Here is a 16500-nt window from a genome sequence, read left to right as displayed (position 1 = left end):
CGTCATGCACCGGATCATGCTCCGCGAGGTCATCATCGACGTGCCCGCCGCCCGGTTCGAGGCCGTGACGACGTTCTGGTCGGAGGCCCTCGCCGCGAGCCCGCACCCCCTCCCCGGCGAGCCGTTCGTCGGCCTGCGCGGTGCGGCGTCGCTGCCCCACGTGGCCACGCAGGACATCGGCGACGACCCGACCGCGCGCTACCACCTCGACATCGAGACCGACGACCTCGACGCCGAGATCGCGCGGCTCGAGGCGCTCGGGGCGACGGTGCGGACGCGGTACGACGAGTACGCGGTGCTGGTCGACCCGGTCGGCCTGCTGTTCTGCCTGCTGCCGCCGGTGTCCGAGGAGTTCGAGCAGCGCGCGAAGACCGTTCAGTCGTAGAACGGCGGCAAGAGGTCCGCGTCCTGCGTCGTCGTCTCGTCCGTCGTCTGCTCGCGCTCGGCGAGCCGCCACCAGGGTGCGTTCACGTGCACGATCGTCTCGCCGCCCCACGGCTGCGGGGAGGGACGATGGTCCCGGTGTCGGTGCCCCGGTCTAGCGTGATCTGCATGGCAACAGCACCGCTGGACGTCGCTCTCGCCTACTTCGACGCCTGGTCGCACGGCGACCTCGACGGCGCGATGGCGTACATCGACCCGGACATCGTCTGTGACGCGCCGCCCGGCCGGCTGGAGGGCGCCGAGGCCTACCGCGCGTTCATGACGCCGTTCGTCTCGATGCTCGTGAGCGCCTCGATGATCGCGGCGTTCGGTGACGACGAGAAGGCCCTGGTCATGTACGACACCGTGACGCGGCCGGTCCCGGACGCGCCGGGCGCGGAGTGCGTGACGGTGGTCGACGGTCGGATCACGCGCAGCAGGTTCCTGTTCGACCGTGCCCCGTTCGACGCCGCGCGTGCGGCGGCCGCCGGCTAGATGATCGACCGCCGCGAGAGCACGCGGAACGACACGAAGCCCGGCACGATCGGGAGCCAGAACGTCGAGAGCCGGTAGAGCAGCACGGCGGCGAGGGCCGGCCCCGACGGCACGCCGATGCCCGTGAGCGACGCCAGCAGCACGGCCTCGACCACGCCGACGCCGCCGGGGGTCGGCGCCGCCGTCGCGACCGCTCCGGCGGTGAGCGAGACGAGGGCGATGGCCACGAAGCTCGCGTCCGAGACCCCGACCGCGCGGACCGAGAAGTACAGGGCGGCCGCGTAGCCCAGGGGCAGCAGCGCGACGCCGGTCAGCAGCGTCACCAGCTTGCCCGGGCTGGAGACGACGATCCGCATCGCGTCGACAGACGACCGCAGCGCGGGCACGAGGCGGTCCCGAAGCAGCGCCCGGACGCGGGGGACGGCGAGCGCGACGCCCGCGACGACGAGGACGCCGGCCACGATCGCCACGACCACGCCGGCCGGCGGCAGCTTGTCGAGCTCCGAGGACAGGGCTCCCGTCGAGCCCGCGAGCACGGCGAACGTGGCCAGGATCAGGAGGTGGACGACGAAGACCGCGGTCTCCTTGGCGGCGCTGGCCGACACCGCGACGGGCGACGCGAAGCCGCGCTTCTGCAGGTAGCGGATGTTCAGCCCCACCTGTCCGATGCCCGGCGGGGAGAAGGTGGCGACGAACGACGAGGCGAGGGCCACGCTGGTCGCCTCGCCGACCGGGACGCGGCCTGGCGTTCCCCCGGCCAGCCCGAGGGCGGCGCCGATGTAGGTCGCCGCGGAGGCCAGGACGACGGCGATGGCCCACCGGGGGTCGGCGCCGCCGATCGCCTCGATCGAGCGCGGGATGTCGGCGAACTGGGGCGCCAGGAAGTAGACGGCGACGGCCAGGAACGCGGCGATGACGAGGGTCCGTGGCTTGAACCGGGCCACCTGCTCGAAGTCCGGCTCGCCGGCACCGGTGACGCGGCGGACCTCCTCGACCAGCGGGGCGATGCCGCCGGCCGACTTCACCGCCGCGCGCGTGCGGGTGGTGAGGCTGGCCGGGGCCAGCCGGGGCAGCGCGACCGTGAGGGCGTCGTGGCCGAGGGCTCGGTCCGCGGCGACCACCGCGCGCTCCGGGCCCACGACCGGTGACGTCGCGGCCAGCAGCGCGGCGACGTCCCACGCGAGGACGGCGTCGGTCGCCGCGGGCTGGCCGTGGTCGAGGTCGGTGAACCAGACGCGGCCGGCGTCGTCGAGGCTGAGGCGGGTCAGGTCCAGCTCGCGGTGCGCGATGCGGGCCGACCGCAGCAGCGCCACCTGCGTCCACGCGGAGTCGAGCACGTCGTCGGTGACGTCATGGCCGTCCAGGTCGGCGACCGGGCGGCCGGGCACGGCGTCCAAGGCGAGCAGGTACTCGCCGCGCGGGGCGCGCGCCACGGCGCGCACCGTGGGCACGCGCACGTCGCGCGAGGCGGCGAGCAGCGCGGCCGTCGCCTCGGTGGTGACGGCGTGCGCGGGCTCGGGGTCGACGTCGTCGTCGCCGACGTCGCGCCAGCGCAGGCGGCGGTACGCCTGGTCGAGGCGGACGGCGCCCCAGTCGTGCTCGCCCACCACCCTGATGGACACCGGACCGTCGGCAGTGCGGCCGCGATAGGTCCAGCGGCCGTCGTCGACCGGCTCCGGGTCGGCCTCCAGCTCCAGCCCGGCCTCGGCGAGCGTGCGTCGGGCGCCCGCCGGCGTCAGCTGGCCGAGCGTCCGGCCGAGCGCCAGCATCAGCGCCGACCCGACGACACCGCCGACCCCGATGGCCAGGACGACGTCGAGCGGCGCCGACGAGGCCGTCACGAGCCGCAGGAGGCCGAGGACCCACAGGAGCACCCACACGGCCCGCCGCCAGCGCCGTCGCAGCGTCGGGCTGACCACCACGGCCAGCGCGGTGCAGCCGGCGAGCGAGCCCGTCGGCGGCCAGGAGACCCGGGTGAGCTCGAGCGTGCTCTCGAGCTGCGGCGAGCTGCTCGGCGTGTGGGCGAGAAGCTCGACCACGCGGAAGACCGCGGGCCCCAGCACGAGGGCCAGCGCGCCCCGGCCCAGCAGGGCGAAGCGCCGCGTCGCCAGCAGCACGAGGGGCGTGAGGGTGAGCAGCAGGATGTACGCGACCTGCACGAGGACGAGGAACACCTCGAACACCGTGCGCGGCAGCCGTCCGATGCCCCGGTGGAGGTCCTGCGCGATGCCCTGCATCGTCTCCGCGGCGACGGTCGCGAGCAGCAGCCCCACCACCAGCACCACGAGCCACGCCAGCGCGCCGCGTGCGTCGGCAATGCTGCGGCGGTGCCGGACGTCGACGTAGGTCGGGGGTGCCCCCACCGCGGCGTCAGGCGCGCGCACGGTGGGGGCCCTCACCATGTCGAGGCTAACCGCCCGCGGTCACTCCCACACGTAGGCCGGACGGAGCTCGACGTGGCTGCCGGGTCCCGCGAACTGCGCCGCGATCTCCTCGGCGCGCTCGCGCGTCTCCGTCTTGATGAGGAAGAACCCGGCCAGCTGCTCCTGCGTCTCGGCGAAGGGGCCTTCGCTCGCGAGGGAGCCACCGCTGCGCCAGCGGTAGACGGTGGACTCGCGTGGGTCGGCGAGGGCCTCGCCCATGACGAGCTCGCCGGACGCGGACATCTCGGCGAGCAGCGCGTCGAAGTCCTTGCCCATGGCCTCCAGCTGGTCGGCCGGGAGGGCGCGGCCCTCGTCGGTCAGCTCGGAGGTCGGGTGCCCCCACGGCTTGGGGTTCGAGTGGATGAGGATGACGTACTTCACGGCGGTTCTCCTTCGTCGTCGGTGGTGACGTCCCCATGACGAAGTCGACCACGTGAACTCGACACGCGACATCCCGGCAATCTGACGGACATCTGCGCCCTGCACGATGACGGCCATGCGCCTCCTCGTGCACGACGCCCTGCTGCTCCCCGTGTCGTCGCAGGGACCCGACTGGTTCCTCGGCTGGTTCCTGGTGGGCGACGACGGTCGGATCGCGTCGATGGGCGAGGGCGCTCCGGACGCGTCGTTGCTGGTCAGCGGCGTGCCGCTGCTGGACGCGGGCGGCGCGATCGTCGCGCCGGGCTTCGTCTCCGCGCACTCGCACCTGTTCACCTCGGGCATGCGCGGGATCTCGCCGGGGTCGACGCTCTACCCGTGGGTGCTGTCCATGGTCGAGGTCATGGACAAGTGCTCGCCGGACGACGTCTACTGGTCGACCCTCCACGGCGCCCTCGACTTCCTGGCCAACGGGGTGACCAGCGCGTACAACTTCACGCACTCGCGGGTGACGTGGCGCTACGACCCCGTGTCGGCCTCGCCCGCCCTCGGGCGCGTGGCGCCGCTGGAGTTCGTGACCCGGCAGCTCGACGCGGCGGCCGACGCGGGGCTGCGGGTGGTGAACGCGATCCGGCTCGACGACGAGGCCGGCCCCGAGGACGAGATGCTCGGCGTGTTCCGGGACATGGTGCAGGAGTCGGCCCTGCGCACCCCCGCCGACCAGCACCTGGGGGCGTCGGTGATGGGGGCCGTCCAGTGGGCGTCGGCGCCGCGGTCCGCGGAGCTCGAGGTCGCCGTCATGCGCGAGCACGGGATCACCAACCAGGCGCACTTCGTCGAGACCGCGCAGGGCCTCGAGACGCAGCGGGAGAAGTTCGCCTGGTACCGGTCCGCCGGGGCGTTCGGGCCCGACTTCCTGTTCGGGCACTTCGTGCACCCGACGGACGAGATGGTCTCCGTCGCCGCGTCCACGGGGTGCGGGGTCGTCTGGCAGGCGACGTCCAACGGGCGCCTCGGATCGGGGTTCGCCGACGTCGTGCGACTGCGGGACGCCGGCATCCGCGTCGGGCTCGGGCTGGACGACCAGTCGTGCACCGACATCTCCGACCCGTGGGGCAACATGCGCATCGGGCTCTACAGCACGCGCGCGCTGCACACCGACGCGGCCGTGCTGATGCCCGCGGACGTGCTGCGGATGCACACGCTCGGCGCGGCCGAGGTGCTCGGTGTGCAGGACCGGATCGGCTCGCTCGAGGTGGGCAAGTACGCCGACTTCCTGGTGGTCGACCACCGGTCCCCGGACACCGGGCCGGTCTGGGACGTGCTGGCCACCTACGTCATGGCGTGCGGGCTGCGGAACCTCGCGCAGGTGTACGTCGGCGGCGTGCTCGTCTCCGAGCACGGGCGGTCGACGTCCGCACTGGCCGCGGCCGCACCCGGCGAGCTGCGGTCGCGGATCACGGCCGCCGCCGCGCGGTGGGGCGTCGCGCTGCCGCTCGCGGCGCTCGAGGGCCGGGCCTAGGTGGCACCGTCGTCGTCGCGCCCGTGGTGCAGGTCGCCGCACTCGACCTCGGTCACGCCGTGCGCCCGCAGGTAAGGGCGCGCGCCGCGGTCGCCCGCCAGGCTCGCGGCCAGCGGCTCCCAGTGCTCGCGCCCGAGGAGGACCGGGTGGCCCGGACGACCCTCGAAGACCGCCTGGCGCAGGCGCCCGGTGGCCCCCAGGACGCGCTCGACCACGCTCACCGGCGTGCCGGGCAGGTCGACGAGCGTGACCAGCGCGGCGTCGCCCGTGGCGTGCGCGAGGCCGGTGCGCAGCGACTCGCCGATGCCGTCCGCCCAGCCCTCGGCCACCACGGCGTCCACCCGGGCGTCGTCGGGCAGCAGCTCGCGGGCCTCGTCGGCAGCCGCGCCCAGCACGACCACGACCCGCGCGCAGCCGCCCGCGAGGAGCAGCCGTACGGCGTCGACGAGCCAGCCGTCCACCAGGGCTTTGGGTCCGCCGCGGCGCCGGCCCGCGCCGGCCGCGAGCACGATCCCGCAGAGGTCGACCGGTTCGGTGGGGGAGGTCACGCCTGTACCGTGCCATCGCGGGGGCGCGGGGGACAGCCGCGGTCGTGCCTGGATCGCTTCTCGACGACGAAGGTGGCGTGATGATCGACGACGATGCCGAGACCCGGTCGCGGCTGACCAGGGCGTTGCACGTGGCGCGCTGGGTGGACGAGGTCGCCGCCGGCTGCCCGTACCCGAGCGTCGACTCGCTGGTCGGCGTCGCGGACCTGGCCGCCCGCTCGCTCACGCCGGCCGAGGTCGACGAGGCGCTGTCCACGCACCCGCGGATCGGCGAGCGCGCCGGCGGCCTCAGCGCCTCCGAGCAGGCCGCGTCCGCGACCGACGACCCCGCGCTCGTCGAGGCGATGGCCGCGGGGAACCGGGCCTACGAGGAGCGGTTCGGGCGCATCTTCCTCATCCGCGCCGCGGGCCGCAGTCGCCCCGAGATCCTCGCGGAGCTGCAGCGTCGGCTGCGGTCGTCCGACGACGACGAGGTCGCCGAGGTGGCCGACCAGCTCCGCCAGATCGCGCTCCTGCGCCTGCGCACCCTGTTCGAGGAGTCCTGATGAGCCAGCTGACCACCCACGTGCTCGACACCACCCTCGGGCGGCCGGCGGCCGGTGTGCCCGTCGCGCTCTCCGCCTTCGCGGCCGGCACGTGGACGCCGATCGGCTCGGGGGTCACCGACGCCGACGGCCGGGCGCGCTCGCTCGGGCCGTCGACCGTGCCGCCCGGGCAGTACCGGTTCACGTTCGACACGGCCGCCTACTTCGCCGCGACCGGGCAGGTCGGGTTCCACCCCGAGGTGGTCGTCACCTTCGACGTCGTCGACGACAGCCACTACCACGTCCCGCTGCTGCTCAGCCCGTTCGCGTACTCGACGTACCGGGGGAGCTAGTACTCGGTCTTCGTCGGTCGGGCGAGCCAGGCGTCGATCGGGTCGCCGGCCGCCGGGACCCGGTGGGACTGGACAGGCATCGGCCAGGTCGCGCGGTCGGCGGCGAAGAGCTCGTAGAAGGCGCGGTCGTCGAACCCGGCGCGGGCAGCGTCGTGCCGGTCGGCCGCGTAGACCACGCGGTCCGCCCTCGACCACAGGCAGGCCGCGAGGCACAGCGGGCACGGCTCGCAGGACGAGTAGACGGTGGCGCCCTCGAGGGAGAAGCTCTCGATGGCGCGGCAGGCCGCCCGGATCGCCTGGACCTCGGCGTGGGCGGTGGGGTCGTTGTCGCGCGTGACCCGGTTCTGCCCGACGCCGATGACCACGCCCGCGCGGACCACGACGGCGCCGAACGGCCCGCCGCCGTCGGCCACGTTGGCGGTCGCGAGCGCGACGGCCTGCGACAGCCAGCTCTCGTCGTCGGGGATCACGCGGCACCACTCACCGAACGGGTCCAGGCCGCGTCGTCCGGCTCGGCGCCGTCGCGGAGGATGACCGCCTCGATCAGTCCGTACGGGCGGTCGGCGGCGTAGAAGACCTCGCCCGGGTTCTCGAGGCCGAAGGGGCGCAGGTCCGCCAGGAAGTGGTGCTTGTTGGGCGCGGCGAACCGGATCTCGACCACCTCGGGGACCGCCTCGAGCACGGCGACGCCCATGTGCCAGAGGGTCTGCTGCAGGGCGAGCGAGTGCAGCGTGGCGAAGGTGGAGAGCATCGCGGAGCGCGCCGCGACGTACGTGGCGTCGTAGTCGAGCTCAGCGCCCGGTGCGTAGCGCCACTGCGCGACCAGCGAGGTGGCGAGGACCCGGTCGGTGGTCTCGGCGAGCGTCGTGTACCCGTCCGTCAGGAAGCCGCGGAACTCCGAGCCCGTCGACTTCAGCACCGTGAGGTCCCTCAGGCCGGCGATCACCGTGGTGCCGTCCTCGTCGGCGGTCACCGAGGCCGTGCGCACCTCCTGGCCGCTGCGGACCCAGGTGTGGTCGTGCTCCGCGCCGTCCACCACGGCCCGCACCCACGCGTACTCCTGGACGTCCACGCGAGCGCCGGCCACCGGGGCGACGTCGTCGACGAAGTGCCGGGCCAGCAGGGTCGCGAACGCCTCCGGGGACGCGACCCCGTGCTGCTTGGCGTACGCGAACGCCATGTTCTTCTGCGTGTCCGTGGGCAGCACGGCGGACTGGTCGCCGTCGAGGTAGGCGGCGTCGAAGCCACCCCGCAGCGCCGTCGAGACGTTGAGGTCGCGGATCTCGTGGCGCGGGGTGTCGCGCACGATCCGGACGACGCGCGTCTCGGCCTTGCCGTACTGGTGGGCGTGCAACCGGGCCGTCATGGCCGTTCTCCTGTCATCCGGGGAGCTCGCTGACGGTCCACGCGCCGTCGGCGAGCCGGTACTCCTGGCGGTGGCTGACGGACGTGGGGTCGCCCGTCCAGAACGTGAGGCTGGTCGGCCGGACCAGGAAGCCGACCCACGACGACGGCGGGTCCAGCTCGGCGTGGGCGTCGGTGAACGTGTCCCACGCGACGCGCCGGTCGTCCTCGGGCAGCGCCGCGACGGCCGGGGTGTTCACCCACGCCAGCTGCTGCAGGTACCGCGACCGGCGCGCGTACGCGCGGTCCGTCTCGGCCTCGTCCGCCCGCTCGGCGACGCCGCGGACCACCAGCTGCCGGAGCGGGTCGGACCAGCGCGCGACCAGCGCCACGACAGGGTTGGCCGTCAGCTGCGCCACCTTGCGGGACGCCGCGTCGGTGTGGAAGTACAGCCCGTCGCGGTCGGCCTCGCTGAGCACGACGGTGCGGACGTCGGGTGCGCCGTCCGCGTCGACGGTCGCCAGGGTGACGGCGGGGCGCTCCGGGTCGTCGTTCGCGGGCAGCCACTCCCTCAGCAGCCGGACCACCTCGTMGGGCAGCACGGGCGGCGCGCCGGCGTCGAGGGGGACCGCCGGGGGGATGGGGTCCCAGGCCGGGTGGTCGAGCGCAGGCGTCATCGGCACATCATGCGCCGGGCGCGTGCGTGAAGGATGCGATCTCGGAGAGCACGTCGACGGCCCGGTCGACGGAGGCGTCGAACAGGGCGGCCCCCGCCGCCGCGTTGGCGCCCGTCGGGTCGCCGATCACCCCGTCGGGGCCGAAGTCGTTGCTCAGCCAGCCGAACTGCGCGGGGGTGCTGTGGAAGCCGAGGTACGTCATCGCGCCGATGTGCTCGGGGACGTTGCGACGGGCCAGCGTCATGTCGACCAGGTCCGGCCGCAGGTGCAGGACGAGCGACGTCTCGCCGTAGCCGGCGTGGATGCCGAGGCCGTGCTCGTCCGGCTCGTGCTCGCCGCCCGCGCCGGCGATCTGCACGCCCGCGGGCATCGAGAAGGTCAGGAGGCCGTGCAGGCGACGGATCTCGCGCAGGGCGACGCCGAGCAGGGCCGTGTTCCCGCCGTGGCCGTTGAGGAAGACCAGCCGCCGCGCCGGGGTCGCCGCGACCGAGCGGCCCATGTCGACCAGCGTCGACATGAGCGTCTGCCAGGAGACCCAGACCGTCCCGGACGCCCAGGAGTGCTCGTCGGACTTGGTGTAGGTGAGGGTGGGCAGCTGCCAGACGTCGAGCCCGGCCGCCGCCGCCCGCTCGACCGCGGCGGTGGCGACGCTCTCGGCGATGAGCGCGTCCGTGATGAGTGGCAGGTGCGGCCCGTGGTGCTCCATGGCGCCGGTGGGGACCACGAGCACCGACTCCGGCCCGAGCACGCGCGCGGTGGCCGGGCCGGACAGCTCGGCGAGCAGGCGGGTCATCGGATCGCTCCCTTGCGCGGGCCGGCGTAGTCGGGGTTGAGCTTGCCGGGGTTGAGCAGGCCGTGCGGGTCGGTGGACCGCGCGAGCGCCAGGGTGCGCTCGACCTCGAAGTCGACGTTCCACTGGTGCGGGTTGTGCACACCGACCCCGAGCGCGCCGAGCGCCGCGATGACCTCGTCGAGCCGCTCGGGGCCCTCGTACACGCCCGCGAGCATGCCGATGGGAACCGTGTGCCCGGCCTCGAGGTGCAGCAGGCCGCCGGGGATCGCCGCCTGGACCTCGTCCAGCCGGTCGACCAGCGCGTCGCCCCCGACCTCGAGGTGGATGTAGGTGCCGGGATCGGCCTTCTGCAGCCACTCGATCGGGTGGTTGTAGGACAGGACGGAGAGCTTGAGGGACGCCTGCGGACCGTCGCGGAGGTCCTCCACGGTGCCGCCCGCGGCCGTGACCAGGGCGGTCGCGGCGTCGACCGCGGCGGGGTCGAGGATGGCGCGCAGGCTCGCGCGGCCCTCGGGGATCGCGGGGTCGGGCGGCAGGGCGGCGGAGATCTCGGGGTGGTCCGCGGACACGAGCCGCGGCGCTGGCGTCAGCCGGCCGATGTCGCGCAGCACGCGGAACGCGTCGTGCTGCGACTCGAAGCTCGCGTAGAACCCGCGCCAGTCCTGCAGGGGCTCGAGTCGCACGGTGGCCCGCGCGAGGATGCCGGCCGTGCCGTAGTTGTGCACGTAGGCCTGCGCCTCGTCGCCCTCCACGTGGACCAGCGCGGCGTCGGGCGACGCGTGCACCACGTCGAGCGCCACCACGAACCCCTGGTGGTTGGCGCCGTGCACGATGGTCCCGGTCCCGCCGGAGCCGCCGGACAGGAAGCCGCCGATCGTCGACTGGGCCGTCGACGGGTACATCCACAGCTCCTGCCCGGTCTCGCGCGCCGCGGCCTCGATCGCGACCATCGTCGCGCCCGCCTCGGCCGTGACCCAGCCGTCCCCGACCTCGACCACCGCGCGGGCGCGGGTCAGGTCCAGCACCAGGCCGGCGGGCATCGGGATCGCCTGCCCGTAGTTGCCGGTGCCCTTGCCGCGCGGGGTCACGGGCACCCGGTGCCGCACGGCCGCCGCGACGCAGGCGGCGACCTGCTCCGCACTGGTCGGGAACGCCACGACGTCGGCGAGCCCGAGCGGGAGCAGCTCGAGGATGAGCGGCGACATGGTCGCGCCGTCCACGCTGACCCGCTCACGCACGCGGTGGTCGGTGGTCACGCCGTCGTCGCCCAGCAGGGCACGCAGCTCGTCGGTCAGTGCCTCGACGGCCGTCGTCGTCTCCATGGATGTCCTTCCGGGGTGGGCGGCGGGCGGGTCGAGCCGCCCGCCGCCCCGGGGGTCAGAAGCCGATCGACTCGTCGAGGAACTCGTTGGTGTAGAGGTCCTTCGCCACCAGGCCCGCCTTCGGCGGGGCGCCCGCGTCGGTGTAGATCGGGCCGGCGATGTCGATGATCTTCTGGATCCGCGCCTCGTCCATGTCGCCCACGAAGTCGTTGTCGCCGTTCGAGGCGATCTCGAGCTTCTTCATCTGCTCGACGGCGAAGTCGGCGACGCCCTCGGAGTAGACCCAGCCGTTGTTGTACTGGTCGACCAGGTCGAGGATCAGGTCGTTCGTCGTGCTCGGGTCGGTGATGTAGTCGACGTCCGCCTGCTGCATGACGGGCACCAGCTTCTCCAGGCACGGCGTGAGCTTCTCGAGGTCACCCGTGCGGACCGACATGGCCTCCGGGTAGAACGGGAAGCCGGCGTCGTAGATGGTCTCGAGCTTGACGGGCTTGCCCCAGGCCGTGACCTCGTTCTCGTAGATGTACGGCTCGGCCGACGCGAAGCCCTGCTGCGCGTCCTTGCCCTGCGCGGCGACGAAGTTGGCCGGCGTCCCGTCGTAGCTGCCGTCGGTGACCGAAGCGTCGAGCGCGCCGGAGCCGATGAGGTAGCTCATGTACGCGGCGCCGTTGAAGTACCGGATCACGCCGCCGGACTCCTTGAGGGCGGTGCCGAGGCTCTTGATGTCGGTGACGTCGGGGTACGTCGCCGGGTCCCACATGATCATCATCGGGGACTTGTCGTTCTCGGCGAACACGGCCGTCGTCGGGAACTTGTCGGACAGCTGCACGGCCTCGTCGGTGGAGACGTAGCCCAGCGTGATGGACGTGTCCTGGTACATCTGCGCGGAGGCCTGCGTGAAGCCGATGGCCGGGCCGCCCGCGCGGACCTCGATCTTCACGCCCGTGGGCTTGCCGCCCGACACCAGGTCGCCCGTCACGGACTTCTGGTTGGCGTCGACCGAGTAGCCCTTGCCCACCAGCTCGTACAGGTGGCCGTGGTCCGCCTCGGGGTTCCAGTCGGTCTGCACCACGACGGTCGCCGGGCAGACGTCGGACAGGTCGACTCCACCGGCTGCCGCGGTGGCGGCCGTCGTCTCGGAGCTGCCGGCGTTGCCGGCGCAGGACGCCAGGGCCGCGGAGGTGAGCAGGATGCCGACCGCAGCCGCGGCCGAGCGGGGAGGAGTGCGCATGGGGGCTCATTTCAGGGGAGGGACGGGAGGGTGCAGCGACGGCAGCGGGCAGGGGGTGGGCCCGCGGCCGGGGATCAGGTGAAGTCGTACCAACGGCCCACGACGAGCCGTCCGAGCCAGCCGAAGATGACGAAGACGGCCACGCCGAGCAGTGAGGCGACGAGGATCGCGGCGTACAGCTGGGGGCCCTGCAGCCGGGACGCGTAGACCTGGATGAGCACGCYGAGGCCGGGGTTGCCGCGCTGGAAGAACTGGTCGCCGACGACGGCGCCGACCACGGCGAGCCCGGCCGACGTGCGCAGGCCGACGAAGATCGAGGGCAGCGCCGCGGGAAACTGCAGCTTGCGCAGCAGGGTCGCGCGGCTGACCCCCTGCAGCTGGAAGAGCTCGCGCTGCTGCTTGGCCACCGACTGCAGCCCGAACAGGGTCATCGACACCATCGGGAACAGCGCGATGAGGATGGTGACGATCACGCGGGCCTGGAAGTTGTAGCCGAACAGGATCCCGATCAGCGGCACCAGGGCGAGGATCGGGATGCACTGCAGGACCACCGCGTACGGGAAGAGCGAGCGCTCCACCCAGGCCGCCTGCGACATGATCACGGCCCACGCCATGCCGAGCACGATCGCGAAGACCAGGCCGGTCATGGCGACCTCGGTGCTGTGCAGCAGCGCGGTGGCCAGGGTCTGCAGCTCCTCGGGGTCGGTGAGGACCTCGAGCACCTGGTGCGGGTACGGCACGAAGTACGGCAGCCCGCGTGACGCGTAGTAGGCGGCCAGCGCGTACCAGAGGCCGAGGAAGCCGATGAAGACGACGACGGGGCCGAGCCACCGGATGACCGAGCGGTTGCGGCGCGGGGCCGCGGCGACGGGCCGGCGGGTGGGGGCCGTGACGCCCTCGAGCGTGGTGGTGGCCATCAGCTGTGCGCCTCCTTGAGGGCGTGCGAGACCTCGCCGACGACCGCGGCGAACTCGGGGGAGAACCGGATGTCGGGGTCCCGGGGCATCGGGAACGGGACGTCGAAGGTGCCGACGAGCCGGCCGGGGCGGCCCGACATGACGACGACCTTCGTCGACAGGTAGACGGCCTCCGCCACGGAGTGCGTGATGAACAGGCCGGCGAAGTGCTGCTCGCTGAACAGCTTGAGCAGCTCGTCGTTGAGGCGGCTGCGCGTGATCTCGTCGAGCGCGCCGAACGGCTCGTCGAAGAGGAACAGCTCGGGGTCGAGCGTGAACGAGCGGGCCAGCGACGCGCGCATCTTCATGCCGCCCGACAGCTGCTTGGGCAGGTGCTTCTCGAAGCCCGCGAGCCCGACCAGGTCGATCGCCTTCGCGGCGGCCCGCCGGCGGTCCTTGATCCCCCGGCCGTTGAGCTCGGCCAGCAGCTCGACGTTGCCCTGCACGTCCCGCCAGGGGAGTAGGGTCGCGTCCTGGAAGACGTAGCCGATGTGGTCGGTGGCGAGCTCGACCACGCCCGCGCTCGCGGTCTCGAGGCCCGACGCGATGCGCAGGAGCGTCGACTTGCCGCAGCCGGAGGGCCCGACGACTGAGACGAACTCGCCCCGGCCGACCGTGAGGTCTACGCCGGACAGGGCCGTGGTCCCGTCGGGGAACGTCATGGCGACGTCGTGGAACCCGAGCAGGGGTCCCGCCTCGTGCGTCGGCGACGTCGGCGTGCTGGTGGGTGTCGTCAGGGACACGGTCACCTCGCTTCGGGGTAGGAGGTCGTCAGGGACGCCGGGGCGGCGACCTGCGTGTGGGTCTCGCTCTGCGCGACGAGGCGTCCTTCGTGCAGCACGTAGCGGTCGGCGGTCGCGGTGGCGACCACGCCGACCAGGTCCGAGCCGCGCACCGCGAGCAGCTCGGCGCGCGCACCCACCGACACGCCGGCGACAGGGAGGCCCATGACGTCGCGCGCGCCCGTGCTGACGGCGGCGTACGCCTCGTCGACGGACAGGTGCCCCGCGACCACCAGGAGCATCGCCGTCTCCAGGGCGTCCGATCGGCCGAGCGGGTTGAACGGGTCGCGCACGTTGTCGGCGCCCGCGGCGAACCGGACGCCGGCGTCGACCAGCGCGCGCACCGCCGTGAGCCCCCGCGGCGTCCCGACGTCGGACGCCCAGCCCTGCAGGTACAGGTTGGTGATCGGGTTGGCGATGATCCCGACGTCCGACGCGAGCACGTCGGCGATCACCTGGTCGCGCCGAGGGCCGTCGAGGGTGCCCAGCCGCACGCAGTGCCCGGCGCTGACCGGCACGTCCCAGCCGCGGACCGCGCGCGCCAGCACGTCCAGCGTGACCTCGCAGTCGAGGCTCTCGTCCGTGTGCACGTCGACGCCCACGCCGTGCGCGCGGGCCACGTCGAGCAGGCGGTGCAGCTCCCCGACGGGGTCGGGCGCGAGGTGCGGTGCGCCGCCCACCAGGTCGACGCCCGCGGCCAGCGCGTCGGCCATGTCCGCCACCGGCGTCAGGTACCCGCCCAGCGTGACCAGCTCGAGGTCGACGAGCCCGCGCAGCTCGTCGCGCACCTGCACCAGGGCGCGCACGCCGCGCAGCGGGTCGTCGCCGTGCAGCAGGTCGACGTGGGTGCGGATCGCCGTGGTGCCGTGGGCCAGCATGGTGAGCGCCTGGGTGCGCGCACGGGTCGCGATGTCCTCGACCGTCATCCGCGCCGAGTGCGCGTGCCAGGAGTCGATGGCGAGGCGAAGGTCGCCCATCGGCGGCCGGATCGCGTCCCACGACAGGGCCTTGTCGAGGTGCGCGTGCGGCTCGGCCGGGGCCGGCAGCAGGAGGAAGCCGTCGAGCTCGAGGGTGGCGTCCGCGTCGCCCGGCGCGAGCGTGCCGCCGGGCACGACGTCCGCGACGAGCGCGCCGTCGAGGAGCACGTCGACCACCCGGCCGTCGGCCAGGCGCGCGTGCGTCAGCCGCTCGATGGTGCGGGGCAGAGCCGACATCGCGTCCCTCCGTCCGGAGTGCGCGACTCACCCGGGCGGGTGCGCCGTCGCGGGTGGTGAAGCGGTTTCGTCGTGCTCTGCGCACGCTAAGCAGGCGGAGTTACCGACGTGTAACCACAGCGGTCCTTCTGTGTCACGGAGTGGGGTTTCCCGTTAACACGAGCCTCGTAGCCTGACGCTCCGCCCGACTCGACCGATGTGGAGGACGCCCGTGAGCGTGTTCAGCGACATCCAGCGGCCCGTCGTGGTGCGGGCACGCACCGAGGTGGCGGACGGCGTGGTCGCGCTCGACCTGGTGCCGACGAACGGTCGGCCGCTGCCGCCGTGGACGCCGGGCTCGCACGTCGACCTGCTGCTCGGCGACGGGCTGGAGCGGCAGTACTCGCTGTGCGGCGACCCTGCCGACCGCACCAGCTACCGGGTCGCCGTGCTGCGCGAGCCCGACGGCCGCGGCGGGTCGGTGGCCGCGCATCGGCTCGCGGTCGGGGACACCCTCCGGCTGCGCGGCCCCCGCAACCACTTCGCGTTCTCGCCGGACGGCCCGACGGTGTTCGTCGCGGGCGGCATCGGCATCACGCCGGTGCTCTCGATGATCACCGCGGCCGTCGGCGCCGGCGCGGAGTGGACGCTGCACTACGCCGGGCGGTCGCGGGCCACCATGGCGTTCGTCGACGAGCTCGTCGCGGACCATGCCGGGCGCGTGCACGTGTACGCCGCCGACGAGGGTCGGCGCCTCGACGTCGCCACCGTCACCGCCGGACCGGCGGGGCAGGTGCTCTGCTGCGGGCCGCGTCGGCTGCTGGACGCCGTCGAGTCGTCCGTCGGAGCCGGGTGGGCGGTGCACACCGAGCGGTTCGAGGCGCGCGAGTTCGGGCCGCCGCTGTGGAGCGAGCCGTTCGACGTCGAGCTCGCCCTGTCCGGCACCACACTCACCGTGCCGCCGGGCCGCAGCATCCTCGAGGTCGTCGAGGACAGCGGCGCGATGGTCGTCTCGTCGTGCCGGGTGGGCACGTGCGGCAGCTGCGAGACGCCGGTGCTGGAGGGGACGGTCGAGCACCGCGACTCCGTGATCGGGCCCGGCGGCAGCGGCACGACGATGATGATCTGCGTCTCGCGGGCCGCGTGCGACCGCCTGGTGCTCGAGCTGTGACGCGTCAGCGGCCCACGCGCCGCCGCACGGMCGCGACCAGGTCGTGCTCGTCGGCGGTCTGCAGCACGAAGTCCCGCACCACCACGCGCCCGGCGACGACGACGTGCCGGGGCCGTCGTCCGGGCGACGCCCACAGCAGCCCGGCGACCGGGTCGGCCACGCCCGCGTCCGCTACGCCCGACACGTCCCACACGCACAGGTCCGCCGCCGCACCGGGGCGCAGGTGACCCAGCTCCGGGCGGCCCAGCCCGGCCGCCGAGYCGGCCGTCGCCGCGCCCAGCACCTCGCGCGCGGTGAGYGGGCGGCCGACGAGGGGCGCCACCTGCATCGCGAGCCGCGCGTCGGCCAGCAGGTGGCCGGTGGCC

General features: G+C 73.7%; 19 protein-coding genes. 6 read left to right on the top strand and 13 right to left on the bottom strand.

Annotated elements, in window-relative coordinates; all coding sequences use genetic code 11:
* The first annotated feature begins 4 nt into the window (after positions 1-4).
* Positions 5-385, top strand: a complete 381-nt coding sequence (locus AC1DQC_RS17700) for a VOC family protein (RefSeq protein WP_477052544.1) — start codon at positions 5-7, stop codon at positions 383-385.
* Between the two features lie 167 nt (positions 386-552).
* On the top strand, positions 553-918 hold the full coding sequence (locus AC1DQC_RS17695) for a nuclear transport factor 2 family protein (RefSeq protein ID WP_477052543.1): 366 nt from the start codon (positions 553-555) through the stop codon (positions 916-918).
* Here the strand turns inward: AC1DQC_RS17695 and AC1DQC_RS17690 are convergent.
* Positions 915-3317, bottom strand: coding sequence for a lysylphosphatidylglycerol synthase domain-containing protein (locus AC1DQC_RS17690; protein ID WP_477052542.1), 2403 nt, complete (start codon positions 3315-3317; stop codon positions 915-917). The genes AC1DQC_RS17695 and AC1DQC_RS17690 overlap by 4 nt on opposite strands.
* A 24-nt stretch (positions 3318-3341) precedes the next feature.
* On the bottom strand, positions 3342-3722 hold the full coding sequence (locus tag AC1DQC_RS17685; RefSeq protein WP_477052541.1) for a YciI family protein: 381 nt from the start codon (positions 3720-3722) through the stop codon (positions 3342-3344).
* A gap of 115 nt (positions 3723-3837) precedes the next feature.
* Here AC1DQC_RS17685 and AC1DQC_RS17680 point away from each other — a divergent pair, with 115 nt between their 5' ends.
* A complete protein-coding gene (locus tag AC1DQC_RS17680; protein ID WP_477052540.1) occupies positions 3838-5241 on the top strand; it encodes an amidohydrolase family protein in 1404 nt (467 codons plus the stop codon).
* On the opposite strand, the gene AC1DQC_RS17675 is transcribed toward AC1DQC_RS17680, so the two are convergent.
* Positions 5238-5789, bottom strand: a complete 552-nt coding sequence (locus tag AC1DQC_RS17675; RefSeq protein ID WP_477052539.1) for a nucleotidyltransferase family protein — start codon at positions 5787-5789, stop codon at positions 5238-5240. The two genes, AC1DQC_RS17680 and AC1DQC_RS17675, sit on opposite strands and share 4 nt — an antisense overlap.
* Positions 5790-5869: 80 nt before the next feature.
* Between AC1DQC_RS17675 and uraD the strand changes: the two genes are divergently transcribed.
* Both uraD and uraH read left to right on the top strand, forming a co-directional pair.
* On the top strand, positions 5870-6334 hold the full coding sequence (gene uraD, locus AC1DQC_RS17670; RefSeq protein ID WP_477052538.1) for a 2-oxo-4-hydroxy-4-carboxy-5-ureidoimidazoline decarboxylase: 465 nt from the start codon (positions 5870-5872) through the stop codon (positions 6332-6334).
* Positions 6334-6666 (top strand): hydroxyisourate hydrolase, encoded by a 333-nt coding sequence (gene uraH / locus AC1DQC_RS17665; RefSeq protein WP_477052537.1) that lies wholly within the window; start codon positions 6334-6336, stop codon positions 6664-6666. The genes uraD and uraH overlap by 1 nt, the downstream gene beginning before the upstream one ends.
* On the opposite strand, the gene AC1DQC_RS17660 is transcribed toward uraH, so the two are convergent.
* The 9 genes from AC1DQC_RS17660 to AC1DQC_RS17620 form a co-directional block, all read right to left on the bottom strand.
* Positions 6663-7133, bottom strand: a complete 471-nt coding sequence (locus AC1DQC_RS17660) for a nucleoside deaminase (RefSeq protein WP_477052560.1) — start codon at positions 7131-7133, stop codon at positions 6663-6665. The genes uraH and AC1DQC_RS17660 overlap by 4 nt on opposite strands.
* Positions 7133-8032, bottom strand: coding sequence for a factor-independent urate hydroxylase (pucL, locus tag AC1DQC_RS17655; protein WP_477052536.1), 900 nt, complete (start codon positions 8030-8032; stop codon positions 7133-7135). Before pucL ends, AC1DQC_RS17660 begins: the two co-directional genes overlap by 1 nt.
* 13 nt (positions 8033-8045) lie before the next feature.
* Positions 8046-8687, bottom strand: coding sequence for a pyridoxine/pyridoxamine 5'-phosphate oxidase (locus AC1DQC_RS17650; protein ID WP_477052535.1), 642 nt, complete (start codon positions 8685-8687; stop codon positions 8046-8048).
* A 7-nt stretch (positions 8688-8694) separates the two neighbouring features.
* The gene (locus tag AC1DQC_RS17645; protein WP_477052534.1) at positions 8695-9480 is read right to left on the bottom strand and encodes a creatininase family protein; all 786 of its coding nucleotides are present in this window, start codon (positions 9478-9480) and stop codon (positions 8695-8697) included.
* Entirely contained in the window at positions 9477-10802 is a 1326-nt protein-coding gene (locus tag AC1DQC_RS17640) for an FAD-binding oxidoreductase (RefSeq protein WP_477052533.1), read from the bottom strand. Before AC1DQC_RS17640 ends, AC1DQC_RS17645 begins: the two co-directional genes overlap by 4 nt.
* A gap of 55 nt (positions 10803-10857) precedes the next feature.
* Positions 10858-12033, bottom strand: coding sequence for a substrate-binding domain-containing protein (locus AC1DQC_RS17635; RefSeq protein ID WP_477052532.1), 1176 nt, complete (start codon positions 12031-12033; stop codon positions 10858-10860).
* A gap of 74 nt (positions 12034-12107) precedes the next feature.
* Positions 12108-12950, bottom strand: coding sequence for an ABC transporter permease (locus AC1DQC_RS17630; protein WP_477052531.1), 843 nt, complete (start codon positions 12948-12950; stop codon positions 12108-12110).
* Complete coding sequence (locus AC1DQC_RS17625; RefSeq protein ID WP_477052530.1) at positions 12950-13732, bottom strand: ABC transporter ATP-binding protein; 783 nt, start codon at positions 13730-13732, stop codon at positions 12950-12952. Before AC1DQC_RS17625 ends, AC1DQC_RS17630 begins: the two co-directional genes overlap by 1 nt.
* 2 nt (positions 13733-13734) lie before the next feature.
* Complete coding sequence (locus tag AC1DQC_RS17620) at positions 13735-14985, bottom strand: amidohydrolase family protein (protein ID WP_477052529.1); 1251 nt, start codon at positions 14983-14985, stop codon at positions 13735-13737.
* Positions 14986-15196: 211 nt separating this feature from the next.
* Between AC1DQC_RS17620 and AC1DQC_RS17615 the strand changes: the two genes are divergently transcribed.
* Positions 15197-16135: a PDR/VanB family oxidoreductase gene (locus tag AC1DQC_RS17615; protein WP_477052528.1), complete on the top strand. Its 939-nt coding sequence runs from the start codon at positions 15197-15199 to the stop codon at positions 16133-16135.
* A gap of 4 nt (positions 16136-16139) precedes the next feature.
* Here the strand turns inward: AC1DQC_RS17615 and AC1DQC_RS17610 are convergent.
* Positions 16140-16500: amidohydrolase family protein (locus AC1DQC_RS17610; protein WP_477052527.1), on the bottom strand; the 361-nt coding region annotated here is incomplete at its 5' end.

Source organism: Cellulomonas sp. P4_H12 (assembly GCF_056400905.1).
Note: the sequence above shows the minus strand (reverse complement) of the source record. Positions and strands in the feature narration are given on the sequence as shown.

Excerpts from the sequence above, each read along its gene's own strand:
- AC1DQC_RS17700 (WP_477052544.1), top strand. The coding sequence starts at position 5 with ATGCACCGGATCATGCTCCGCGAGGTCATCATCGACGTGCCCGCCGCC.
- AC1DQC_RS17695 (WP_477052543.1), top strand. The coding sequence starts at position 553 with ATGGCAACAGCACCGCTGGACGTCGCTCTCGCCTACTTCGACGCCTGG.
- AC1DQC_RS17680 (WP_477052540.1), top strand. The coding sequence starts at position 3,838 with ATGCGCCTCCTCGTGCACGACGCCCTGCTGCTCCCCGTGTCGTCGCAG.
- uraD (WP_477052538.1), top strand. The coding sequence starts at position 5,870 with ATGATCGACGACGATGCCGAGACCCGGTCGCGGCTGACCAGGGCGTTG.
- uraH (WP_477052537.1), top strand. The coding sequence starts at position 6,334 with ATGAGCCAGCTGACCACCCACGTGCTCGACACCACCCTCGGGCGGCCG.
- pucL (WP_477052536.1), bottom strand. The coding sequence starts at position 8,032 with ATGACGGCCCGGTTGCACGCCCACCAGTACGGCAAGGCCGAGACGCGC.
- AC1DQC_RS17645 (WP_477052534.1), bottom strand. The coding sequence starts at position 9,480 with ATGACCCGCCTGCTCGCCGAGCTGTCCGGCCCGGCCACCGCGCGCGTG.
- AC1DQC_RS17640 (WP_477052533.1), bottom strand. The coding sequence starts at position 10,802 with ATGGAGACGACGACGGCCGTCGAGGCACTGACCGACGAGCTGCGTGCC.
- AC1DQC_RS17635 (WP_477052532.1), bottom strand. The coding sequence starts at position 12,033 with ATGCGCACTCCTCCCCGCTCGGCCGCGGCTGCGGTCGGCATCCTGCTC.
- AC1DQC_RS17620 (WP_477052529.1), bottom strand. The coding sequence starts at position 14,985 with ATGTCGGCTCTGCCCCGCACCATCGAGCGGCTGACGCACGCGCGCCTG.